Annotated in this window: 22 protein-coding genes; 14 read left to right on the top strand and 8 right to left on the bottom strand. The window is 64.4% G+C overall.

Annotated elements, in window-relative coordinates; translation table 11 throughout:
- Positions 1-31 precede the first annotated feature (31 nt).
- Entirely contained in the window at positions 32-1,210 is a 1,179-nt protein-coding gene (locus MAFF_RS16140; RefSeq protein ID WP_010911993.1) for an acetyl-CoA C-acetyltransferase, read from the bottom strand.
- A 296-nt stretch (positions 1,211-1,506) separates the two neighbouring features.
- Here MAFF_RS16140 and phaR point away from each other — a divergent pair, with 296 nt between their 5' ends.
- The gene (gene phaR, locus MAFF_RS16135; protein WP_032933839.1) at positions 1,507-2,118 is read left to right on the top strand and encodes a polyhydroxyalkanoate synthesis repressor PhaR; all 612 of its coding nucleotides are present in this window, start codon (positions 1,507-1,509) and stop codon (positions 2,116-2,118) included.
- 22 nt (positions 2,119-2,140) lie between these two features.
- Here phaR and MAFF_RS16130 read toward each other — a convergent pair whose 3' ends face one another.
- Positions 2,141-2,560, bottom strand: coding sequence for a rhodanese-like domain-containing protein (locus tag MAFF_RS16130; RefSeq protein WP_044548381.1), 420 nt, complete (start codon positions 2,558-2,560; stop codon positions 2,141-2,143).
- Between the two features lie 108 nt (positions 2,561-2,668).
- Between MAFF_RS16130 and ftrA the strand changes: the two genes are divergently transcribed.
- Positions 2,669-3,667: a transcriptional regulator FtrA gene (ftrA, locus tag MAFF_RS16125; protein WP_010911990.1), complete on the top strand. Its 999-nt coding sequence runs from the start codon at positions 2,669-2,671 to the stop codon at positions 3,665-3,667.
- Between the two features lie 15 nt (positions 3,668-3,682).
- Here ftrA and MAFF_RS16120 read toward each other — a convergent pair whose 3' ends face one another.
- Positions 3,683-4,822 (bottom strand): citrate synthase, encoded by a 1,140-nt coding sequence (locus MAFF_RS16120; RefSeq protein WP_010911989.1) that lies wholly within the window; start codon positions 4,820-4,822, stop codon positions 3,683-3,685.
- 93 nt (positions 4,823-4,915) lie between these two features.
- Here MAFF_RS16120 and MAFF_RS16115 point away from each other — a divergent pair, with 93 nt between their 5' ends.
- Both MAFF_RS16115 and MAFF_RS16110 read left to right on the top strand, forming a co-directional pair.
- On the top strand, positions 4,916-6,004 hold the full coding sequence (locus MAFF_RS16115; RefSeq protein ID WP_010911988.1) for a citrate synthase/methylcitrate synthase: 1,089 nt from the start codon (positions 4,916-4,918) through the stop codon (positions 6,002-6,004).
- 200 nt (positions 6,005-6,204) lie between these two features.
- Positions 6,205-7,335, top strand: a complete 1,131-nt coding sequence (locus MAFF_RS16110) for a patatin-like phospholipase family protein (protein WP_010911987.1) — start codon at positions 6,205-6,207, stop codon at positions 7,333-7,335.
- Between the two features lie 124 nt (positions 7,336-7,459).
- Here MAFF_RS16110 and MAFF_RS16105 read toward each other — a convergent pair whose 3' ends face one another.
- Positions 7,460-8,059, bottom strand: coding sequence for a TetR/AcrR family transcriptional regulator (locus MAFF_RS16105; RefSeq protein WP_010911986.1), 600 nt, complete (start codon positions 8,057-8,059; stop codon positions 7,460-7,462).
- A gap of 124 nt (positions 8,060-8,183) precedes the next feature.
- Between MAFF_RS16105 and MAFF_RS16100 the strand changes: the two genes are divergently transcribed.
- The 6 genes from MAFF_RS16100 to MAFF_RS37105 all read left to right on the top strand — a co-directional run bounded on the left by MAFF_RS16100 (position 8,184) and on the right by MAFF_RS37105 (position 16,391).
- Positions 8,184-8,645, top strand: a complete 462-nt coding sequence (locus MAFF_RS16100) for a (2Fe-2S)-binding protein (protein ID WP_010911985.1) — start codon at positions 8,184-8,186, stop codon at positions 8,643-8,645.
- Positions 8,646-8,647: 2 nt separating this feature from the next.
- Positions 8,648-10,921 carry a xanthine dehydrogenase family protein molybdopterin-binding subunit gene (locus MAFF_RS16095; protein ID WP_010911984.1) on the top strand — a complete coding sequence of 758 codons (2,274 nt, stop codon included), beginning with the start codon at positions 8,648-8,650 and terminating at the stop codon, positions 10,919-10,921.
- Positions 10,918-11,523, top strand: coding sequence for a hypothetical protein (locus tag MAFF_RS16090; protein WP_010911983.1), 606 nt, complete (start codon positions 10,918-10,920; stop codon positions 11,521-11,523). Before MAFF_RS16095 ends, MAFF_RS16090 begins: the two co-directional genes overlap by 4 nt.
- A 161-nt stretch (positions 11,524-11,684) precedes the next feature.
- Positions 11,685-12,860, top strand: coding sequence for an efflux RND transporter periplasmic adaptor subunit (locus tag MAFF_RS16085; protein ID WP_080512076.1), 1,176 nt, complete (start codon positions 11,685-11,687; stop codon positions 12,858-12,860).
- Between the two features lie 76 nt (positions 12,861-12,936).
- On the top strand, positions 12,937-16,113 hold the full coding sequence (locus tag MAFF_RS16080; RefSeq protein WP_010911981.1) for an efflux RND transporter permease subunit: 3,177 nt from the start codon (positions 12,937-12,939) through the stop codon (positions 16,111-16,113).
- A 119-nt stretch (positions 16,114-16,232) separates the two neighbouring features.
- Entirely contained in the window at positions 16,233-16,391 is a 159-nt protein-coding gene (locus MAFF_RS37105) for a DUF3309 family protein (protein WP_010911980.1), read from the top strand.
- A 43-nt stretch (positions 16,392-16,434) separates the two neighbouring features.
- Here MAFF_RS37105 and MAFF_RS16070 read toward each other — a convergent pair whose 3' ends face one another.
- A complete protein-coding gene (locus MAFF_RS16070; RefSeq protein ID WP_010911979.1) occupies positions 16,435-17,391 on the bottom strand; it encodes an SDR family oxidoreductase in 957 nt (318 codons plus the stop codon).
- A gap of 114 nt (positions 17,392-17,505) precedes the next feature.
- On the opposite strand from MAFF_RS16070, the gene MAFF_RS16065 reads away from it, so the two are divergent.
- Positions 17,506-18,414: a LysR family transcriptional regulator gene (locus tag MAFF_RS16065; protein ID WP_010911978.1), complete on the top strand. Its 909-nt coding sequence runs from the start codon at positions 17,506-17,508 to the stop codon at positions 18,412-18,414.
- Here the strand turns inward: MAFF_RS16065 and MAFF_RS16060 are convergent.
- Positions 18,378-19,553, bottom strand: a complete 1,176-nt coding sequence (locus tag MAFF_RS16060; RefSeq protein ID WP_010911977.1) for an MFS transporter — start codon at positions 19,551-19,553, stop codon at positions 18,378-18,380. The two genes, MAFF_RS16065 and MAFF_RS16060, sit on opposite strands and share 37 nt — an antisense overlap.
- Before the next feature lie 197 nt (positions 19,554-19,750).
- Here MAFF_RS16060 and MAFF_RS16055 point away from each other — a divergent pair, with 197 nt between their 5' ends.
- Entirely contained in the window at positions 19,751-20,314 is a 564-nt protein-coding gene (locus MAFF_RS16055; RefSeq protein WP_010911976.1) for a nuclear transport factor 2 family protein, read from the top strand.
- Positions 20,315-20,343: 29 nt separating this feature from the next.
- On the opposite strand, the gene MAFF_RS16050 is transcribed toward MAFF_RS16055, so the two are convergent.
- Positions 20,344-20,652: a DUF1244 domain-containing protein gene (locus tag MAFF_RS16050; RefSeq protein ID WP_044551000.1), complete on the bottom strand. Its 309-nt coding sequence runs from the start codon at positions 20,650-20,652 to the stop codon at positions 20,344-20,346.
- Positions 20,653-20,663: 11 nt separating this feature from the next.
- Positions 20,664-21,461 (bottom strand): N-formylglutamate amidohydrolase, encoded by a 798-nt coding sequence (locus MAFF_RS16045; protein WP_010911974.1) that lies wholly within the window; start codon positions 21,459-21,461, stop codon positions 20,664-20,666.
- Positions 21,462-21,749: 288 nt separating this feature from the next.
- Here MAFF_RS16045 and MAFF_RS16040 point away from each other — a divergent pair, with 288 nt between their 5' ends.
- Both MAFF_RS16040 and pyk read left to right on the top strand, forming a co-directional pair.
- Positions 21,750-22,196, top strand: coding sequence for a DUF1036 domain-containing protein (locus MAFF_RS16040; protein WP_425280331.1), 447 nt, complete (start codon positions 21,750-21,752; stop codon positions 22,194-22,196).
- Positions 22,193-23,629 carry a pyruvate kinase gene (gene pyk / locus MAFF_RS16035; RefSeq protein WP_010911972.1) on the top strand — a complete coding sequence of 479 codons (1,437 nt, stop codon included), beginning with the start codon at positions 22,193-22,195 and terminating at the stop codon, positions 23,627-23,629. The genes MAFF_RS16040 and pyk overlap by 4 nt, the downstream gene beginning before the upstream one ends.
- The last annotated feature ends 20 nt before the right edge of the window (positions 23,630-23,649 follow it).

The following is a 23,649-nucleotide window of genomic DNA, read 5'->3' as shown; positions in this document are numbered from 1 at the left end:
GGGCGGCTCGCGCCGCCCGGTCATCGTTTTCTCAGAGGGCTTCCACGCACATGGCGACGCCCATGCCGCCGCCAATGCACAGCGTGGCGAGGCCCTTCTTGGCGCCGCGGCGGCGCATCTCGTAGACCAGCGTGTTGAAGACGCGGGCGCCCGAGGCGCCGATCGGATGGCCGATGGCGATGGCGCCGCCATTGACATTGACGATCGAGGGATCCCAGCCCATGCCCTTGTTGACGGCGCAGGCCTGCGCGGCGAATGCCTCGTTGGCCTCGACCAGGTCGAGATCGCCGGCCGACCAGCCGGCCTTCTCCAAAGCCTTGCGCGAGGCGGGGATCGGGCCGGTGCCCATGATCGCCGGATCGACGCCGGCGGTTGCCCAGGACGCGATGCGCGCCAGCGGTGTGATGCCGCGCCTTGCGGCCTCCGCTTCGCTCATCAGCAGCGCGCCGGCCGCACCGTCATTGATGCCGGAGGCGTTGGCGGCGGTCACCGTGCCGTCCTTGTCGAAGGCAGGCTTCAGCTTGGTCATGGCGTCGAGCGTGGCGCCATGACGGATGTATTCATCCTGGTCGACGATGGTGTCGCCCTTCTTGCCCTTGATGGTGAAGGCGACGATCTCGTCCTTGAACTTGCCGGCCTTCTGCGCGGCCTCGGCCTTGTTCTGCGAGGCCAGCGCGAACTGGTCCTGATCGTCGCGGGTGATCTGGAACTGGCGGGCGACGTTTTCGGCGGTGTTGCCCATGTGGTAGCCGTTGAAGGCGTCCCACAGGCCGTCCTTGATCATGGTGTCGATCATCTTGTAGTCGCCCATCTTGACGCCGGCGCGCAGATGCTCGGCGTGCGGCGACAGCGACATCGATTCCTGGCCGCCGGCGATGATAACCTTGGCGTCGCCGGTGGCGATCTGCTGCATGCCGAGCGCGATGGCGCGCAGGCCCGAGCCGCAAACCTGGTTGAGGCCCCAGGCGGTGGTCTCCTTGGGCAGGCCGGCAATGATAGAAGCCTGGCGGGCTGGGTTCTGGCCCTGGGCCGCCGTCAGCACCTGGCCGAGGATGACCTCGTCGACCTCGGCTGCCTCGACACCCGCGCGCGATAGAAGTTCCTTGATGACGACGGCACCGAGCTCATGCGCGGGCGTGGCGGCAAACGCGCCGTTGAAGGAGCCGACGGCCGTGCGCGCGGCGCTGGCAATGACGATGGAATCGGACATTTTCTTCTCCAGACTTCAAGGATGTTGTTCTGTCGTTGAGGACTTTTCTTGCCCTTTCCCAACCCCAAGTCAAACCGGAAATCGGCATGGCGCCCATGCGCCGCAAGCAGGTCGCGCACCGCCATGCCGGCGGGCGGGCCGTTGCTGCGCAGCATATTTTGCCTGCTATGCAGCATTATATGATCCCGCACTGCACAAACTGCTTGGAATTATGAGGCTTTTGCGCATATCTTCAAAAAAGGCGCAATCGTTACCGGCTGCTTACTCAGGCGCGCCGGTGTCCGGGGAGGATGCAGATGGCCGCAAAAGACGATCCGATCATTATCAAGAAATACGCCAATCGCCGCCTCTATAATACGGGGACGAGCACCTATGTGACGCTCGAGGATCTGGCCGACATGGTCAAGAAGGGCGAGGAATTCACCGTCCAGGACGCCAAGACCGGCGACGACATCACGCATCCGGTGCTGACCCAGATCATTTTCGAGCTGGAAAACAAGGATGGGCAGAACATGCTGCCGATCCCGTTCCTGCGCCAGCTGATCGCCTTCTACGGCGACCAGATGCAGATGATCGTGCCGAGCTTCCTCGAACAGTCGATGATCGCCTTCTCCAAGGAGCAGGAGCGCTTTCGCGAGCAGATGAAGGGCGCCATCGGCAAGTCGCCGCTCGATGTGATGAAGATGGCGACGCCGATCAAGGCACTGGAAGAACAGACCCGCCGCAACATGGAAATGTTCCAGAACGCGATGCGGCTGTTCACGCCTTTCCCGCCCGCGGGCTCGGCGCCGGCCGCGGCCCCCACTGAGCCGGCCAGGAAGGACGCGCCGCCGGAGAAATCCGACGATCTGCAGCAGTTGAAGGACCAGATCGCTGCCATGCAGCGCAAGCTCGACACGATGTCGTGAACGGCCGGCCGGCAAGGCCAAATCACGCCCGCAGAGCGCCAGGCTCCCTGCCCGAGGCGAAAGGAAGCTCTTCGTCCTGCCAGCCTGAAATGCCGCCGATCATGATCTTGACCGGCAGGCCGAGGCTGGCCAGTTTGAAGGCCGCCCGGTCCGCGCCATTGCAATGCGGTCCGGCGCAATAGACCACGAACAGCGTGCCTGCCGGCCATTCAGCCATCCGCTCGGCCGATATCTCGTGGTGCGGCAGGTGCAGCGCGCCCGGCACATGGCGGCGCTCATAGGCATCCGGCGAACCGACCACATGCAGGAGCACGAAGTCCGGCTTTCCACCGCGCAGCGTCGCGGCGACATCGGAACAGTCCGTCTCGACGGAAAGCCGGTGCAGGAAATGGTCGCGGGCAATCCCCGGCGAGGCCGCTGGAACGTCTGTCACATAGCTCATTAAGGGTCTCCATCGCTGATGGAGCTGGTCTCCATCGCTGATGAAGTTGAGGTAGCGCACCGGACGGGGCGATTGCAGCTGGCAGCTTTGCCATATATCGTCAAGATCATGCCAAATGCGCCCCCTGCCGATCGGCCCCCTTCCAATAGGCTTGTCGTTGCCATTGCCTATGACGGGCTGTGCACGTTCGAGTTCGGCGTGGCGGCCGAGATGTTCGCCTTGCCCAGGCCGGAAATGGGTTCGGATTGGTACCGTTTTGCCGTCGCCGGCATCGATGCCGGCGAAATGCGTGCGATGGGCGGCGTGCGCATCGTCGCCGATGGCGGACCCGATCTGATCGGCGAGGCCGGTACGGTGATCGTGCCGGGATGGCGCGGTGTGGACTGTCCGGTGCCGCCATTGCTGATCGAGGCGCTTCGGGCGGCCAGTGAGCGGGGCGCACGCATCCTGTCCATCTGCTCCGGCGTCTTCGTGCTGGCCGCGGCTGGCCTGCTGTCAGGCAAGAAGGCAACCACGCATTGGCGCTACAGCGACAGGCTGAGGGAGATGTATCCCGACATCACCGTGGTTCCGGATGTCCTGTACATCGACGAGGGGAATGTGCTGACATCGGCCGGCAGCGCGGCGGGCATCGACCTGTGCCTGCATCTGGTGCGGCGCGACTTCGGCACCAAGGCGGCCAATATGGTGGCGCGCCGCCTGGTCGTGCCGCCACACCGCGACGGCGGCCAGGCACAGTATGTCGAGAGTTCCGTTCCCGAGCCACACGAACGCGGCCGGCTTGGACCGTTGATCGACAGAATGCGTGCCGACATTGCCGCCGACTATCCCGTCGCCACCCTGGCCGACCTGGCGGGGATGAGCGAGCGGACATTTTTGCGCCGGTTCGCGGCCGCGACCGGTGTCACGCCGGCGCGCTGGCTGCTCTCGGAGCGGCTTTCGAGGGCGCGCACGCTGCTGGAAGACACCGCCTTGCCGATCGAGCGGATTGCCGAGACCGCCGGCTTTGGCGCGGCGGCGACGTTGCGGCATCATTTCCGCCGGCAATTCGCCACGACGCCCGCCGCGTACCGGGCGCGGTTCGGGACCAATGCCAACTCCGCCTGACGACTTCGCACGCCGTCAGGGCAACAGCCCTTCATAGCGGCCGCGCGGCCGGATGATGCTGCCGCTGACGATCTGCTCGACCATATGGGCGGCCCAGCCAACACTGCGCCCGAGCGCGAACAGCTGGAACGGCGCATCGCGCGGCAAGCCAAGACCGCGCGTCAGCGCAGCCAGGGCGAAGTCGATGTTCGGGCGCGCGCCGGTCATGGCAATGGCGGCCTTTTCCAACTGCTGCAGCGTCTCGTCGACAGGGATAGCTGCCGAAAGTGCGGTGGTACGGGGATCCCCGTCCGGATAAAGCGGATGACCGAATGCCGGCAGCGGCCGGTCGTGGCCGAGCCAGCGCCGGATCGCCGCATCGGCGCCGTGTCTTGCGGCATCCTCGGCGAGTTGCATCACTGCCTCGCCGGCGCCGCCATGGCGCGGGCCGGATAGCGTTGCCAGGCCCGCCAGCAGGCATGCGGCAGGCGATGCCCCGGTCGAGGCCGCCACGCGGGCAGCGAAGGTCGATGCGTTGAGTTCATGATCGGCAAGCAGGACAAGGGCGCGCCGGATCGCATCCGCACCGGCATCATCCACTGACCAGCCCCGCGCCAATCGCCGATGCACCGGATCCGGCCCCGCTTCGGCACCGAGGGCGCCGGCCAGCACACCGATTGCGCGCGCGGCGTCGGCACATAACGAAGCGGCGCTGCGTCCTAGCGAAGGCCGAGCCTGGCCGGCGAGCAAGGCAAGTTGCGCAAAGGCCGAGGCTCGGCCGGGCTGGCGCGGTGCATCCGGCGCCGGCGCCTCGAAGCGGATCGGTTCAGGCAGGCCCCAAAGCACGGCGGCGGTCTCTTCCAGCGTGGCATTGTCGGACAGCACGGCGGCGTCCCGGCCCCGATAGATGAGGTGACCGTGCCAGACGGTCGAAATCGCCGTTGCGATCGACGGCTCGCCCCAGGCAATCGCGCTTTCGGCGATGGCCGAGGGGCTGCGTCCGCGCGCCCGGCGTGTTGCCAGCGCCGCGATGTCGTCGGCGCGATACTGGCTGCGGCGCGGATCGGCCCGGTCGGGGCGCATGCCGATGCGCCCGCGGCTGACATAGGCATAGAGCGTCTGCGGCCGCACCCTAAGCCTTTCCAGCGCCTCTTCCCGCGATAACCATTCCGACATTTTGGGCTCTGATATTGATTCTATTGATCAAGATTGATGCTTAGGTTGATCAGCCTTATCTCCGATCCGGGCATGCTTCAAGGAGACAAGGCTATGGCGAATGGGCTCGATGATGTGGTGGCGGCCGAAACCGTGCTGTCCGACGTGGATGGTCTGGGCGGCCGCCTGACGATCCGTGGTCATTCGCTGGCGGAACTGGCCGGACGATGGAGCTTTCCGCAGGTCGTCCGGCTGTTGCTCGACGGCTTTTTCGAGGATCTGGCTGGCGATGCCGAACTGGCGGCGCAACTGGGTGAGGCGCGTGTCGATGTGTTCGAACGGCTTCAGCCTTCGTTGCCGCTGCTGGCGCCACTCGACATCTACAGCGCCATGCGCGCCGGCATGGCTCTGCTGCCGGACGGCGAAACACTGGCGGACGCGCTGCGGCTGATCGCGGCGCCCGCCGTGCTGACGCCTGCCTTGCTGCGCCTGCAGCGCGGCGAGCAGCCAGTTGCGCCGGACGGCAAGGCCGCCCATGCCGCCGACATGTTGCGGATGCTCAGGGGTTCCGTTCCGTCGCCGGCATTGGCAAAAGCGCTCGACACCTATCTGGTGACCGTCTGCGACCACGGCCTCAACGCCTCGACCTTCGCCACGCGCGTCGTCGCTTCGACATTGGCCGGCCTGACCTCGTCTGTGCTGGCCGGGCTCGGCGCGCTCAAGGGACCGCTGCATGGCGGCGCGCCCGGCCCGGTGATCGAGATGCTTGACGCGATCGAGGCGCATGGCGATGCGGCCGGCTGGCTGCGCAACGAGATCGCGCAAGGCAGACGGATCATGGGGTTCGGCCACCGCATCTACCGCGTGCGCGATCCGCGCGCCGATGTGCTGAAAGCGGTCGTTCGGCAGCTTGGCGGCGAGGGCGAGACCGGCCGCCGGCTGGCTTTCGCCGAGGAGGTCGAAAAGACGGCGCTCGAGGTGCTGCGGATTGCCAAGCCGCAGCGCTCGCTGCAGACCAATGTCGAATTCTACACCGCGCTGGTGCTGGAAGCGGCGGGTTTCCCGCCACAGGCCTTCAGCAATGTCTTTGCCGCCGGGCGCGTTGCCGGCTGGATCGCGCACGCGCGCGAGCAGCAGACGACCGGGCGGCTGATTCGTCCGCAATCGCGCTATGTCGGCCCGGTGCCCGATTTGGTCGCCTAGGCATCCCTGATCCAAGGACACAGCCTCTCCACTTCGAGGGAGGGCTTTCTCCCATGACCGAAATTTCATGTGATCACGCGACCGTGTTCGTGTTCTTGCCTTGGTCTGTCCTTATATGCTGCACTGCAACATAGGCCGCCAATAGCTGCTTCCTTCCGTGACGTTGGGGCAGGCTGGCGCATCAGGACGACAGGAACGCCATGACGAAGAACGGCAAGGCGGAGGAAAACAAGAAGATCAACATCGCGCTTCAGGGCGGCGGCTCGCATGGCGCCTTTTCCTGGGGCGTGCTCGACCGGCTGCTGGAGGACGGCAGGCTGGAGATATCGGCGGTTTCCGGCACCAGCGCCGGCGCGATGAACGCGGTAGCGCTGGCCGATGGATTTGTGCGTGGCGGGGTCGACGGTGCGCGGCAAAAGCTCGACGATTTCTGGCGCGCGGTGGCGGCAAAAGGCCGGTTCAGCCCGGTGCAGCGCATGCCGTGGGATGTCGCCTGGGGCAATTGGTCGATCGAGAACACACCGGGCTATGTCTTCTTCGACACGATGTCGCGGGTGTTCTCGCCCTATGTCGCCAACCCGCTCGGCCTCAACCCGCTGCGCGACGTGGTCGCGCAGGAGATCGACTTCAAAAATGTCCGCGCCTGCAAGTCGATGGAGCTGTTCATTTCCGCCACCAATGTCGAGACCGGGCAGCTGCGGGTCTTTTCCGATGGCGAGATCGACCTCGACACGGTGATGGCCTCGGCCTGCCTGCCGCAATTGTTCCGCGCCGTCGAGATCAAGGGCGTGCCCTATTGGGATGGCGGCTATGGCGGCAACCCGGCGCTCTATCCGTTCTTCAAGACGGCGGCGACCGAGGATGTGCTCTTGGTGCAGATCAATCCGGTGGTGCGCGAAGGGACGCCCAGGAGCGCCAACGAGATCCAGAACCGCATCGACGAAATCACCTTCAATGCCGGGCTGCTGCGCGAATTCCGCTCGATCGCCTTCGTCAAGGAACTGATCGCCGCCGGCCGGCTGCCGCATGGCGAATACCGCGACATCCGCATGCACCGCATCGACGCCGACGAGGCGTTCAAGGATTTGTCGGCGTCATCGAAGGTCAATGCCGAATGGGCCTTCCTGACCTATCTCAGAGACCTCGGCCGCACCGCCGCCAGCGATTGGCTGGAAGAGAATTACGATGCCGTCGGCAAGCGGCCGACGCTTGATCTCTCCGGCGAACTCGATGATGGCTTCAAGCCGGTGCGCGGTCCAGCACCCGGCCGCCGGGTCAAGGAATTCCTCGCGGTGCGCAAGAACCCGGAAGCGGAGCGCCGCCGGGCCTGACCGGACCCCCACACGTCTAGAGCAATTCCAGGAGAAGTGTGAGCGGTTTTCCGTCTGGAATTGCGTCAAAACAAAGAGTTAGAGTGGTTCGCCGTTTCCATGAAACGGTGAAACGCTCTAGGCTTCATCCAGCTTTCAGCGCCAGGTCGATCACCTTGACCAGGGCGCCGGCCGCTTGCCGCTGCCCCTCGGGATCGCTGATCCGCGCCTTCATGCCTTCCAGCCCGTCGAGCAGCATGTCGGCAAGCAGTTGCGCCGACAGGCCCCTGGCCGCCAGATCGACGCCGTTCCTGGCCGCCTCGCCATGGATGGCGGCGGCGATATGTTCGACAAGAGCGCCGCGCCAGCATCCGACCAGATCGCCGAGGCTCGATTTCATGTCCAGCAATTCGGCGCCATGAGGCGAGGCAACGACGGCGCTCATCATCGAGATGAAAGCCTCGTCGATGGCCCGCATCATGCGCTCGGTGAAAGCACCATCGCCGGCCAGAGCCATTTTTGCCGCCGCGACCGAGCGCGACAGCACCATCATGGCGATGGCGCGGAAAATGTCGGTCTTGTTCTTGAACTGAAGATAAAGCGCCGGTCGCGACATGTCGGCGGCGCGGGCGATGTCGTCCATGGTGGTGCGGGAGAAGCCATAGGCCAAAAACACCTTCATTGCGCCATCCAGGATACGGACGCGTTTGGGGTCGGCGGCGGCGATGTCTTCGATCTGATTCATGGAACCACATTATCCTGCAAAATCTCAATTGACAAAATGACGTAATTTGTCAATCTGTTTGAAGACGAAGCGACCCAAGGGGCTCTTCGCCCTCGGGCAGTGGACGACAACAAAGGGTATCCCCATGCGCCTTACCGTCGACGGGCAATCATTCGACATCGACGCCGATCCGGACATGCCGCTGCTGTGGGCGCTGCGCGATCTCATAGGCAAGACCGGACCGAAGTTCGGCTGCGGCATTGCCGCCTGCGGCGCCTGCACCGTGCATGTCGATGGTCAACCGGTGCGCTCCTGCTCGCTTCCGGTCGGCCAAGTCAGCGGCGCTGTCTCCACCATCGAAGGCATCGGCACAGCGGACAGGCTGCATCCTGTGCAGCAGGCATGGCTGGAGGAACAGGTCGCGCAATGCGGCTATTGCCAGGCCGGCCAGATCATGAGCGCGGTGGCGCTGCTGGACGAGGTCGCCGACCCGAGCGACGCCGACATCGACAACGCCACGGGCGGCAACCTCTGCCGCTGCGGCACCTATCCGAAGATCCGCTCGGCCATCAGGAAGGCTGCAGCGCTCAAGACGGCGGGGCTTTGACAATGGCCAGTGTCGGAAAGATCGCCCGCCGCACGTTTCTGATCGGCGCGGCCGCTGTCGCGGGCGGCGTTGCCGTCGGCTACTACTATTATCGCAAACCGTTTGCGAACCCGCTCGAGGCCGATCTCGGCAAGGGCGAGGCGACCTTCAACCCCTATGTGAAGATCGGCGCCGACAACACCATCACCATCGTCGCGCCGCGCGCCGAGATGGGACAAGGCATCTCGACGACGCTCGCCGTCATGGTCGCCGAAGAACTCGATGTCGGTCTCGATCAGGTCAAAGTCGAGCACGGCCCGGCCTCCTACGCCTATTACAACGCGGCGATCCTCGAGGAGGGCGGTCCGTTCGCCTTCTTCGACGAGGGCATGACGGCGCAAGCGGTGCGCTCAGGTCTCGGTGTGGTCGGCAAGTTCCTTGCTGTCCAGGCCACCGGCGGTTCGGCTTCAGCGCGTGATGGTTTCGACAAGATGCGCCAGGCGGGCGCCGCAGCCCGGCATCTGCTGATCGCGGCCGCGGCGCAGAAACTCGGCGTTGCCGCCGCCGATCTGGAAACAGCCAACGGTTCGATCCTGCACAAGGCATCGGGCAAGTCGCTGACCTATGGCGCGGTTGCCGCGGCTGCCGCCACCATGGCGCCGTCGGCCGAAGTCAGGCTCAAGGACAGAGTCGACTGGAAGCTGCTAGGAAAGCCGCAGAAGCGCATCGACATGCTGGCCAAGGTCACCGGAGCGCCGATCTTCGGCATCGATGTCAGGCTGCCGGATATGCTCTACGGCACGGTGAAGATGAGCCCGCGCTTCTGGGCCAAGCCAGTCAAGGCGGATCTCGCCAAAGCCGAGAAAATGCCCGGCGTGATCAAGATCGTGCCGCTCGAGACGAATTACGGCCATGGCTTCGGCATCATCGCGCAAAATACCTGGGCGGCCTTCAAGGCGGCCGACGCCATCGACGCCCAGTGGGCGGAGCCCGAATATCCGCTCGGCAGCGCCGCCATATCAGACGTGCTGAAACAGGCGCTCGGCGCCAAGGGTTCGGCAATGCGCGACAATGGCGATGTCGATACCGCCTTCGCCGACGCGCCGCGCGAACGGATGGTCGAGGCGGACTATGCCGTGCCCTATCTGGCGCATGCGACCATGGAGCCGATGAATGCGACGGCGCGGTTCAAGGATGGCGCCTTGGACATCTGGTGCGGCAACCAGGCGCCGACCCTGCTGCGCCAGCTTTGCGCCAATGCGGTCGGCATCGGGCAGGACAAGGTCACTGTCCACACCACCTTCATGGGCGGCGGTTTCGGCCGCCGTACCGAGATGGACTTCTCGCTTTGCGCCGCGTTGATGGCGAAGGAGACAGGCGGGCGCCCAATCAAGGTGACCTGGACGCGCGAAGAGGACATGCGCCACGACGCCTACCGGCCGGCCGCGGTCGGCAAGTTTCAGGCGCGGCTTGGCGACGACGGCATGCCGGTCGCCGTCGACATGAAGATCGCCTCGCCGTCGGTGATCGCCAGCACCTTGCGCCGGCTGTTTCCCTCGATACCGCCGGTCGGTCCCGACAAGTCCATTGTCGATGGGGCCTATGACCAGCCCTACACCATTGCGAACTATCGGGTGAGCGGCGTCGCGGCGCCCGTCTCGATTCCCGTCGGCTTCTGGCGCTCGGTCGGCAGTTCTATCAACGGCTTCTTCCATGAAGGGTTCATGGACGAGATTGCCACCGCCGGCAAAATCGATCCGATCGAGATGCGCAAGAGATTGATGGCCGCCTATCCCTCGGCGGTGAAGGTGGTGGAGAAAGTCGCGGCGATGGCGAAATGGGGCGAGGCGCTGCCTGCCGACAAGGCCAAGGGCATGGCCTTCACGCTGTCTTTCGGAAGCTGGGTCGGCGAGATCGTCCAGGTGGCGGACACGCCGGCCGGCATCCGCATCGAGAAGGTATGGATCGCCGCCGATGTCGGCACCGCGCTCGATCCGGGCATCATCGAGGCGCAGCTGATCTCCGCCGCCATCTATGGCCTGTCGGCGGCAATGGGACAGCAGATCACCTTCGCCGACGGCATGGTCGAACAGTCGAACTTCCACGATTTCGACGCCATGCGGATCTTCCAGTGCCCGGTCTTCGAAGTCGCCATCCTGGAGAATTTCCACAAGATGGGTGGCGTCGGCGAGGTTGGCACACCGCCGGCGGCGCCGGCGCTGGCTAATGCCATCTTCGCGCTTACCGGCAAGCGCATCCGCACACTGCCGCTGTCGACAACGGTGGCCTTCGCATGAAAAAGCTTCTCATCATGCTGACGCCTGCTGCCATCTTGTTTTCGGCGGCGCCTTTCGCAACCGCTCAGGAGAGCCAGACATCATCGAGCCCGACGGTAGACATGGCCAAGGGCCTGTCCGAATGGGACAAGATCTATGCGGTGTTCTCACATCCGCGCTGCGCCGATTGTCATGTTGCGGACGACCGGCCGCGCTGGTCGGGGGCGCATTATGGCGCCACACGTGTGCACGCTTTCAACGTCCAGCGCGGCGCCGACGAATCGGGCTTCGGCAATCCGGGCCTGCGCTGCACAACCTGCCATTTCTCCAGCAATTCCAATGCATTGCACGGACCGCCCGGCGCCGAGGGCTGGCATCTGGCGCCGGCCGAGATGGCCTGGTTCGGTAAATCCTCGGCCGAAATCTGCGCCCAGATCAAGGATCCGGCGCGCAATGGCAACCGCAAACTGGCTGATGTCGCGCTGCATGTCCGCGACGATAAACTTGTCGCCTGGGGCTGGGCGCCGGGCTCGGATCGTGAGCCGGCTCCGGGCTCTGCCGAAGCGACCTATCAAGCGATCGAAAACTGGATGGCGGCGGGTTCACCTTGCCCGATGCCGTAATGGTCTTGCAACTTTAAGGCTATATTGCAGTGCAACTTTGATGTAGAAACGCGCTCGCCTATCACGGCAATTTGAACACGGTCAGGCGCGCACCCATATCGGCGACGCGCCCGCGTCATGAAGGCGCGGAGCTGACCGAACCCGCAACGGAAAAAACGACGATGCCTAAAATCAGGTTTCACAAGCTTGCAGCCATTGTTGTGCTCATTGGTTTCGCGGCGTGGATGGCGACAGGCGAGTTCTCGTCGGTCGGCAGCGTAGCGGCCAACAAGGCCAAGGCGGCCGAAGTCGAGCCGGGCAAGGCGGCGGACGCGAGCAAGCCGAAGACGGCGGAAGCCGAACCGAAGGCGCCACTGCGCACCGTTGCCGTGGTGACGCCGCCGCGCAGGACCTATGCGCGCGCCATCCGCATTTCCGGCCTGACCGAGGCAGACAAGCGCGCGGTTCTGGCAACCCGCGTCGCCGGCGTCATCGACAAGCTGCCGGTCAAGCAAGGCGATCACGTCAAGACCGGCGACCTGGTGCTGATGCTGGCGGCGGAAGAAAAGATCTCGATGGTCGACAATGCCAAGCAGCTTGTCGCGCAACGCCAGGCCGAGCTGGACGCGTCGCTGCGGCTGATGAAGACGGGCAATTTGCCCAAGCTGCAGCTCGACACCGCCCGCTCCAATCTGACCCTGGCGCAATCGCAGCTGGATACCGCACAGGCCGAACTCGACCGCAACGAGGTCAAGGCGCCGTTTGACGGCGTCATCGACCGGGTACCGGTGGAACTCGGCAGCTCCGTCATGCAGGGCGGCGAGGTGGCCACCATCCTCAAGCTCGATCCGGTGATCGCCCGCGGCGAGATCAGCGAGCGCGACCTCGGCTATCTCAAGATCGGCGACAAGGCCGGCGTCCGGCTGGTCAGCGGCCAGACCGTCGAAGGCACCGTGCGCTATATCAGCCGCGACGCGTCGTCGGCGACCCGCACCTTCCGCGTCGAGGTCGCCATCCCCAATGCCGACGGCTCGGTGCCGGCCGGCATGACGGCGGAAATCCAGCTCAGCGCGCTGCCGACCGACGCGGTCCTGCTGCCGCGCTCGGTGGTGACACTGGGCGACAAGGGCGATCTGGGCATCCGCGCCGTCGGCAAGGACAACAGAGTGGCGTTCTTCCCCATCGACCTGGTCGACGACACCCCGACCGGCCTCGTGCTTGGCGGCATCCCGGACGATGCGCGCATCATCGTTGCCGGTCAGGAACTGGTGAAGGAAGGCGATGAGGTCAAGCCGGTCGAGGCCGACCAAGCGACCATCAACAAGCTGATCGGCGAAGCCACCGCCGGGACGCAGTAGCGCAGCGAGGCCGGCGCCGGGCCCTGCCCGGCGACGTCAGTCCGTTCGCCACTCCCGAAAGCAACAGGCATAAGTCATGGATATCGTCAGACTCGCAATCAACAATGCCCGCCTGACCATCTCGGTCCTGGTCTTCCTGCTGATTGCAGGCTGGGTCGCCTATCAGTCGACGCCGAAGGAAGCGGAACCCGACGTTCCGATTCCGATGATGTATGTCAGCCTGATCTATCAAGGCATCTCGCCGGAGGATTCCGAGCGTCTTCTGCTGCGGCCGATGGAAAGCAAGCTGAAAAGCCTGAAAGGCCTCAAGGAAATGCGCTCGGCCGCCTTCCAGGGCGGTGGCTATGTGCTGGTCGAATTCCAGCCGCAGACCAATCTGGCGACGGCGCTGCAGGATACGCGCTCCAAGGTGCAGGACGGCAAGGCCGACCTGCCGCAAGCGGCCGAGGAGCCTGTCGTCACCGAGGTCAACATTTCCGAATTCCCGGTGCTCGTCGTCACATTGTCGGGCGAATTGCCCGAACGCGTGCTGGCCGCCGCGGCGCGTGAACTGCGTGACCGCATCGAGGAAGTGCCCGGCGTTCTCGAAGGCTCTCTGCAGGGCTCCCGCGACGATCTCGTCGAGGTCGTCATCGATCCGATGAAACTGTCTTCCTACGGGCTGCAGCTCGACCAGCTGATCGGCGCCGTCGGCGCTTCCAACAGCCTGGTCGCCGCCGGCAACATCGAGGGCTCGCAAGGCAAATACGCCGTCAAGGTGCCGTCGCTGATCGAGACGCCGGAGGATGTCGCGGCGCTGCCCGTGGTTGCCGGCCCCAATGCCGTGGTGCAGGCCAAGGACATCGCGACGATCCGCTCGACCTTCGCCGACGCCACGACGATCACGCGCCTCAACGGCAAGCCGGCCATCGCCATCGAGGTCAAGAAGCGCATCGGCGCCAATCTGATCGACACGCTCACCAAGGTGAGGGCGGTGTCCGACGCCTTCGTCAAGACCATGCCCGAGGGGATGCACGTCACCTACACGCAGGACAAGTCGGTCTTCGTCAACCAGCTGCTGGGTGACCTGCAGAACCATGTGATGATCGCCGTCATCCTGGTGTTCATCGTCATCCTCTACGCGCTGTCCGGCCGTGCCTCGCTGCTCATCGGCCTCGCCATCCCGTCGTCCTTCCTGATCGGCATCCTGCTCCTGGCGATGATGGGCTACACGATCAACATGATCGTGCTGTTCAGCCTTATCCTGGCGGTCGGCATGCTGGTCGACGACGCCATCATCGTCACCGAATTCGCCGAACGGCGGATGAGCGAAGGCATGCCGAAGCAGGAAGCCTTCGCGCTTGCCGCCAAGCGCATGGCCGGTCCGGTCATCGCGGCGACGATGACGCGCATCGCCGCCTTCTCGCCGCTGCTGTTCTGGCCGGGCATCATCGGCGACTTCATGAAGTACATGCCGATCACGCTGATCGTCACGCTCTCGGCGTCGATGCTGTATGCGCTGGTCTTCGCACCGACGCTTGGGGCGATCTTCGCCAAGGCGCCTCAGCATCATGAGGATGGCAATCGCGACGGCTGGTACATGGCTGTCGTCAAGCAGGCGGTGCGTTTCCCCATCACCGTGATGGTGCTGACCGTGATGTTGCTGGTAGGCATCTTCGTTGGCTATTCGAAATATGGCGCCGGCGTCGAGTTCTTCCCGAGCGTGGAACCCGACTACGGCCTGCTCTACGTGCATGCCCGCGGCAACCTCTCACTGGCCGAAATGGACACAGCGACCAAGATCGCCGAAAACCGGCTGCTCGGCTGGCCGGGCCTGAAGTCGGTCTATACCCGCGTCGGCAAGTCCCAGGGCGGCGGCCAGGATGTGCCCGAGGATGTCGTCGGCGTCATCCAGTACGAATTCATCGACTGGCGCGAGCGCAAATCGGCGAACCAGATCCTGAACGACCTGCGCGGCGTCATGGCCGGCATTCCCGGCGTCGACGTCGAGGTCCGCGTGCCGGAAGCCGGCCCGCCGACCGGCAAGCCGATCCAGATCAGGCTTTCGGCCATCGATCCCAAGGGACTGGACGAGAAGGCGCGTGCGGTGGCGGCGCGCATTGCCAAGGTGCCCGGCGTCATCGACATTTCCGACGGACTGCCGCCGCCCGGCGTCGACTGGGCACTCGAGGTCGACCGCGCCAAGGCTGCCCAGTATGGCATCAGCCCGACCTCGGTCGGGACGGTGGTGCAGCTCGTTACCAACGGCCTGAAGCTGTCGGAATACCGGCCTGCCGGAGCCGACAAGGCGGTCGACATCCGGCTGCGCTTGCCGGAAGACCGGCGCACGCTGTCGACGCTCGACGAGCTCAGGGTGCAGACCTCGCAAGGATCGGTGCCGATCTCGAACTTCGTCGTCCGCAAGGCCAAGCCAAGCGTCGGCATCCTCAACCGCATCGACGGCGCCCGCACCGTGGTGGTGCAGGCCAACGTCACCGCCGGCACCCAGGTCGCCACCGTGCAGCAGGAGGTCACCCAGGCCGTCGCCGACATGAATCTCGGCAGCGGCATACGCTGGAAACTGGCCGGTTCGAATGAGGACAGCGCCGAAGCCAGTGCCTTCCTCAGCAAGGCCTTCGGCGCGGCGATCTTCCTGATCTTCCTGGTGCTTCTGGCGCAGTTCAACAAGTTTACCAGCGTCTGGCTCGTGCTGTCCTGCGTCGTCATGGCGACGATCGGCGTGTTCCTGGGACTGCTGATAACAGGCGAGACGTTTGGCATCGTCATGTCGGGCATCGGCGTCATCGCGCTGGCCGGCGTGGTGGTGAACAACAACATCGTGCTGATCGACACCTATGACCGGTTGCGCGAAGAAGGCTGGGACAAGATGGATGCAGTGCTGCAGACCTGCCGCGAGCGCGCGCGACCGGTGGTGCTGACGGCCGTGTCGGCCATTCTCGGCGTGCTGCCGATCGCCTTCGGCCTCGGGCTGGAAATCTTCCATCACGAGACGACGATCAACGCGCCGTCGACGCAATGGTGGATTTCGCTGTCCTCGGCGATCGTCTTCGGCCTGTCCTTCGCGACGGTGCTGACATTGGTGGTGACGCCGTCGATGCTGATGGTGTTCACCCGCGCCAAGGTCAAGCCAGGCGCACGGCGCGGCTTGATCAGCCGGCTGTTCCGGCGCGGCAAGGGCGAGATCTCGTCGGACGCGCCGGCAGCGGATGTCGACGCGGAACCCGCGATCGCCTTTCCAAAAGCCGCCGAGTAGGCAGGCTTCCCATCTGAACGGCAAAGGCCGCCCGGAACAACCGGGCGGCCTTTTGCATTGTTCTCCTGGGGTCATGCGAAAGTGTCGTCCTCGGCCAGACTCAATGCGAGGAATTTCTCATGCCGATCAGCACCCTTGTCATCGTCGTCCTGATCCTTGTCCTGGTCGGCGCGGTGCCGGCCTGGCCGCATTCGCGCTCCTGGGGTTATGGACCCTCTGGCATTGTCGGTGTGGCGCTGGTGGTGGTCCTGGTGTTGCTGCTGATGGGGCGGCTCTGAGCCGCCTTTCCGGTTCGTGGCGGGCATGGCCCGCCGGCTTGACTCAGGCAGCTTTCATGCCCTTCACAGTGGCGATGCCGATGTCTTCGAGGGCCTGGGCGACGGCCTGATCGAGCGGCGTGTGCGGGATTTCGCCGATGATGCCTTCCAGCCGCGTCGAGGCCAGTTGGTGCGGTTCGAAGCGCAGATAGGACATCGAGACGATCTCGCGCCACATCGCCACGAACGGGCTGCCGGCGCGCAGCACCCACCAGGGCATCGAAGTCATCTTGAGCGGCCGGCCAAGCGCCTTCTCGGCAGCGGCCTTGATCTCAAGATCGGTGACGGCATGGCCTGGAAAGTTCAGCGCCTCATAGGAGCCGAGCCTGTCGAGATTCCTGGCGAGCGCGACGAAGCCCACGGCGAAGTCCGGCAGATAGGCCCATTCATGCACCAGATCGACCGGACCGGGCGCGGTGTAGACGCCCTTGCTCATCTTGGCGGCGACGACCAGGTCGAACCAGGAGCCGCTGCCGGTGCCGCCGAAGAAGTCGCCGGCGCGCAAAAGAATGGTGCGGACGCGGCCAGCATCGGCCTCGCGGCGGAACAGCTCCTCCATGGCGCAGCGGATGCGGCCCTTTTCGGTGGTCGGATGGAACGGCGTGTCTTCCGTGATCACCGCCGGCATCGGCGAGCCGTAATTGTAGACGGTGCCGGGGAACAGATGCAGCGCGTTGTTGGCATGGCAGGCGGCCATGACGTTCTCGGCCATCGGCAGGCATTTGCCCCAGTCGGTGTAGATCGGGTTGAGGCCGTTGAAGATGATGTCGACGCCCTCGGTGGCACTTATCAGCGATTGACGATCCAGCGCATCGCCGGCAACCGCCGTGGCGCCATCGAGCTCTGCCGGCACCTTGCCGGTGCGGGTGACGGTGCGGACGTCGAAGCCGGCGTCGATGAAGGCCTTGGCAACCACGCGGCCGAGCCGGCCATTGGCGCCGAGAATTGCGATCTTGGTCATTTGAATTCTCCTGGTTGGTCGTTGCAGTCTGTATCGGTGTTTGCTGGGCGAATATGATTGCCTCACCGATGAATTGAAATTGACCATGGATGCAGTTTTGATATTCATTATTGAATGGCCGACATCGACTGGAACTTGATCAAGAGCTTCGTCACGGTCGCGGAAACCGGCAGTCTGTCGGCCGCCGCGCGCAAGCTGTCGGCCAGCCAGCCGACGCTTGGCCGTCATATCGGCGAGTTGGAGCAGGCGCTCGGTGTGACGCTGTTCAGGCGTGGGCGGAGCGGCTATGCGCTGACGGAAGCCGGCGCCACGCTGTTCGAGCGCGGCAAGGCGGTCAGCGAGCAGGCGAGTGCGTTTTCACGCCTGGCACTGGGCTCGGTCGAGGCGATCGAAGGCACGGTGCGCATCGCCGCCAGCGAAGTGGTGGCGGCTTATGTGCTGCCCGACATGACCGCACGGCTCGGCGTCGAGGAACCCGGCATCGAGGTGGAGATCGTTGCCTCGAACCAGGTCGAGAACCTGCTGCGCCGGGACGCCGACATCGCCATCCGCATGGTCAAGCCGGCGCAGAACGAACTGGTGGCACGCAAGGTCTGCGATATCGAGCTCTGCGCCTGCGCGGCCATTTCCTATCTCGACCGGCGCGGCCGCCCGGTCGGGCCGGCCGACCTCGTCGACCACCCCTTGATCGGCTTCGATCGCAGCGACGAGATGATCCGGGGCTTCACGCAATTCGGTATCCCTGTCACCCGAAGCAGTTTCCGCTTCAGGGCCGATAATCAGGTCGTGCTGTGGGAGGCGGTGAGGGCGGGAAACGGTATTGGCCTTGGCCAGGAGCCGCTGGCCGATCGCGACCCGCTGGTGGAGAAGGTGCTGCCCGGCCTGCCGCTGCCAAGCCTGCCGGTATGGCTGGCCATGCATCGCGATGTGCGCAGCAGCGTGCGCATCCGCCGCGTGGCGGATTTTCTCCACGAGGAGCTGAAGCGCTATTCGGCGGGCACGGGGGCGAATTCGGCGCGGTGAGCGAGGCCCGCCATCAGCAGGACGACGATCAGCAGCACCGACATGGCGATGAAGATCGGCCCGAAGCTGGAATGCTCGGCGACGAAACCGATCGCCGACGGCGCCACCAGGATGCCGGAATAGCCCATGGTCGTGACGACGCTCATGCCGGTGCCGGATGACATGCCTTCCTGATTGCCGCCGGCCGAGAAGATGATCGGCACCATGTTGGCGATGCCGAAGCCGCACGTGGCAAAAGCCGCGATGGCGAACCAGGGCGAAGGCGACAGGCCGGCGACCAGCATGCCGGTGGCGGCGACAACAGCCGAGCCGCGCAGCGTCGTCACCGCGCCGAAGCGGTTGCGCACGCCATCGCCGAAGAAGCGCATGATCGCCATGACGCCGGAAAAGGCGGCGTAGGCAAGACCGGCGATGGCAAGGTCGGCGCCGAGTTCTTGTCGCAGATACAGCGCCGCCCAATCGAGCACCGCGCCTTCGGAGACCATCGTCAGCAGGGCCATCAGGCCGATCAGGTAAACCAGCGGGTTTGCCGGCAGCGCGAATTTATGATGCTCGGCCGCCTGCGGCTTGTCCTCGGCCACGAGATAGCCGACGGCCATCGCGATCGCCGCGAAGGCAAGCACGGTCACGACCGCGGCATGGGCGAGGTGGCCATAGTGCTGGATGGCAAAGCCGCCGAGGCCGCCGCCGGCGAAACCGCCAAGGCTCCAGAAGCCGTGCGAGGAGGACATGATGGCGCGGGACATTTTTCGCTCCACCACCACCGCATTGGCATTCATGGCGACATCCATGCCGCCGATCGAGCCGCCGAAAATGAACATGGCGATGGCCGCCAGCGGCAGGTTGGGCGCCAGCGCCACGACCAGCAGGCCGAGGCTGCCGCACAGGCCGAACCAGCGCAGCACGGTGCGCGAGCCATGTTTCGAGATCAGGTGGCCGCACCAGGTCATGGCGGTGACCGCGCCGGCGCCGAACAAAAGGATCAGCAGACCAAGCGTGAATTTCGAAATGTCGAGCCGCGTGAGGAACACCGGGATCTGCGGCGCCCAACTGCCGGTCAGGAAGCCATTGGCGAGGAAAATGGCCGCCACGGCCCATCGCCCGCGAATGGCAGTCTGCATGGCGTGTTGCGCATCCACGGCTCGAATCCGGTCAAGAAATGGCTTTGCGCGGCAAATTAGATCGATTCAATTTTCAGTCAAGCGCTCATTGCTGAAAGTTCTGGGCCAAGCAGAGGGCCAGCTAGCCCACGTTTTCGTGGGGTGCCGCTGCGCATGGCCTGCCATCAAGGAAGGCCGGCATCCATGCCTTCTTGAGACCAGCGGCCAGATGAGAGATGATCCATTCTGCGCCGCCAACGGTGCGCGCCGCCCGGCCCTGCCCAAGCACGGCGATCAAGCGTGCACCACCATTTGAAGACTTAAAGGAGTATCGATTGCCGTCAACACGGACACCAAAAGACACATTCCTCGCATTGGTGCGCGGGATTTGCGAAGCAAGCCCAGATCTGCCGGAATTGTATGCGGAGAACACGTCGGTCGTGCACCCATTCGATCCATTGAAACGACCTGAGCTTGTCGGCCGCGAAGCACTTCGGCGACATTTTGGGGCAATGAAGGGCACCCCGACGATTAGATTGGAGCCGACGAACATTCATGTCCATGAGACTGCCGATCCGGAGGTCATCGTGGCTGAATTTAGCTATGCGGGGCACGTGATCGAAAGCGGCGAGGCTGTTTCCTATCCCTGTATCTTCGTCGTGCGCGTGCGAAATGGGGAGATTGTAGAATCGCGAGACTACGTCGATCACGTTGGATCGGCCGAAGCCCGTGGTATGCTAAGCGATCTTATGGAGAAGATCAGGCAAAAACGCCTGACCAGTTCTGCCAATGCCGGCTAGACCAGTCAATTCTTGACGCCAGCCGTGTCCTAGTGATCTTTCGGCCGCCTGGCCTCGAATTCGGCTTTCTTGGCGTCCGATGCTTCGGTCTGGTTGAGAGCCTGCCACTCGGCATAAGGCATGCCGTAGACGATCTCGCGCGACTGATCCTTGGAGAGATCGACGCCCTCGGCATTAGCCGCCTCGCGATACCAGTTCGACAGGCAGTTGCGGCAGAAGCCGGCGAGGTTCATCAGGTCGATGTTCTGGACGTCGCTGCGTTCCCTGAGATGCGCGACCAGCCGGCGAAAGGCGGCGGCTTCGAAATCGCGCTTCTGCTCTTCGCTGAGTTCGGTCATCGGAACCTCCGTCATAGTGGCCCGGTGCGCGAGCCGAATATTTTTACCGCATGTATATCGGGACGGCGGTCGATCGCGTCAACGATTGGCGCCAGGCGCCCGGCCCAGGCAAGGGCGCCCTGCTGGTCCGCTATCAGGTCTTGGCGGATCTCGATCAACGCGTGGGCGTAGCCATTGACGATGGCGTGCCTGAACATGGTGTCGCCACGCAGTGCACCGTCATAGGGCTCGTTGTCGCCGACGATCAGGTTCTTGTCCTGCGCCAGCATGTCGATCAGCGGCCGCGCCACGCGGTCGTCCAGATCCCACAGGATGCCGACATGCCAGGGACGTTGCCTGCCTTGCATCACCGGCGTGAAGGAATGCACGGAGAAGATGAAGGGCGCCCGGCCGGATGCCTGCGCGACCGAGGCGATCATGGCGCCGACGGCGTCGTGGTAGGGTCGGTAGAAGCGGTCGAGCCGCCTTTCGCGCTCTTCCGGCGCGATGGGATAGTTTCCCGGCACCACCGTGCCGTCATAGAGCTGGCGGATGAGCGTCGGATCGTCCTCGCCGCGATTGGGATCGATCAACAGCCGCGAAAAATTGGCGATGACCGCCGGCGCGTCGAGCAAACCGGCGAGTTCGCGCGTCACCGCCTCGACCCCGATGTCATAGGCGATATGGCGCTCGAATTCCGCAGCGGGCAGGCCGAGGCTGCCATAGTCGTCGGGCAGGTCGCGGCGGGCATGATCGGCGAGAAGCACGATGCCCCGCTTGCGGTCGCCCTCGACAATATCGAAAGGCGCGAAAACTGTGGATCGGGTCATTGGCGGGAAATGGTCTGTTCGCTGGCTTCCGGGGAGGGTGCTATCGTCATTCCACGAAGACGACGCGTGCGCAATGCCGTTGTTTGGCCAAGGTTTCCCGGGAAATCTGGCAAGGGGCGACGGATAGTGCGCCGGGAGCCTTCCTAAATCGATTGGAATTGGTCAAAACGGCGCGTTGACATGCGCCCGGACTTTTCCGAAAAGGGGCGCAGAGAGATGCTGATGTGGTTCTTGAGGGGTTTTCGGATGGGTTCCGCCGGCAGGCAGCGCATGCGCTCTGCCTTTGCCATGCCGTTCCTGACCGTGGCCGTCGGCCTGTCGGCGATAGTCATGGCCTCGCCGGCGCGCGCCGATTTCCGCGTCTGCAACGCCACACAGAACTTGGTCGGCGTCGGCATCGGCTATCGTGCCAAGGCCGGCTGGATCACCGAGGGCTGGTGGCACATCGAAGGATCGAGCTGCAAGACGTTGATCGAAGGGCCGCTGTCATCAAGGTTTTACTATCTTTATGCAGAAGACGCCGAGCGCGGTGGACGCTGGGACGGCCCGATCAACATGTGCGTGGCTGAAAAAGAGTTCAAGATCGCCGGCGTAAACGACTGCGTCGCCCGGGGCTTCCAGCGCGCCGGATTTCAGGAATATGACACGGGCGAACAGGCAAGCTGGATGGTCCAGCTGACCGATGAGCCCGCAACGGGAGGCGCACCAGCCGCCCCGGGAACAAATAGTCAATGAGACGCAGCCGCAAGGTCAAGATCCTAGCCACAATCGGTCCGGCCTCCTCCTCCGAGGAGATGCTGCAGAAGCTGTTCGAAGCGGGCGCCGATGTGTTCCGCATCAACATGAGCCATACCGACCACGAACTGATGCGCACGCTGGTCGGGCGCATCCGCGCCGTCGAGGAAAAGGTCGGCCGGCCGATCGGCATCCTCGCCGACCTGCAAGGCCCCAAGCTGCGCGTCGGCAAGTTCGCCAATGGCAAGGAGGTGCTGACGCCAGGCCAGACCTTCACGCTCGACGACAATCCCGAGCCCGGCACGTCGAGCAGGGTCTATCTGCCGCATCCGGAAATCCTGAGTTCGGTCGAGCCCGGTCACCGTCTTTTGATCGACGACGGCAAGCTCGAGCTGAAGGCGGTGAAGAGCGATGGCAAGTCGATCGTCTGCACGGTCGTCGCCGGCACCACGATTTCCGACAAGAAGGGCGTCAGCCTGCCCGATACCGACCTGCCGGTCGGCGCTCTGACCGAAAAGGACCGCAAGGATCTCGACGCGGTGCTCGCCACGGGCGTCGACTGGATCGCGCTGTCCTTCGTGCAGCGCCCCGAGGATCTGGCCGAGGCGCGCAAGATCGCGCGGGGCCGGGCGCTGATCATGGCCAAGATCGAAAAGCCGCAGGCCGTCGCCCGCTTGGCCGAGATCATCGAACTGTCCGACGCGCTGATGGTCGCCCGTGGCGATCTCGGCGTCGAAATGCCGCTGGAAGCCGTTCCCGGCATCCAGAAGCAGATCACGCGCGCCGCGCGCCGCGCCGGCAAGCCGGTGGTGGTCGCCACGCAAATGCTGGAATCGATGATCACCGCCCCGGTGCCGACCCGCGCCGAAGTCTCCGACGTCTCGATCGCCGTCTTCGAGGGCGCCGACGCCATCATGCTGTCGGCGGAATCGGCGGCGGGTGCCTATCCCGTCGAAGCCGTGGCGATGATGGACCGCATCGCCACCAAGGTCGAAACCGATCCGACCTATGCCGGCATCATCAACGCCCAGCGCTCCGAGCCGGAAGCGACCGGAGCCGACGCGATCTCGCTGGCTGCCCGCGAAATCGCCGAGACTCTGAAACTGTCGGCGATCATCACCTACACGGCGTCCGGCACCACCGGGCTGCGCGCCGCGCGCGAACGGCCACAGGTGCCGATCATCGCTCTGTCGCCGATCCTCAACACCGCACGGCGGCTGTCGCTTCTGTGGGGCACGCACTGTGTCGTTTCGCCCGATGCCACCGATCTCGACGACATGGTCAACCGCGCCTGCCGCATTGCGCTGGAAGAAGAGTTCGGCAAGCCGGGCGACCGCGTCATCATCACGGCCGGTGTGCCGCTGAGGACGCCCGGCTCGACCAACATGCTGCGCATTGCCTATGTCGGGTCGGAAAAGCAGGGCAGCCGGTAAGCAGCTGATTTCGTGACTGA

It is taken from the genome of Mesorhizobium japonicum MAFF 303099 (assembly GCF_000009625.1).
GTDB classification, from domain to species: domain Bacteria; phylum Pseudomonadota; class Alphaproteobacteria; order Rhizobiales; family Rhizobiaceae; genus Mesorhizobium; species Mesorhizobium japonicum.
Note: the sequence above shows the minus strand (reverse complement) of the source record. Positions and strands in the feature narration are given on the sequence as shown.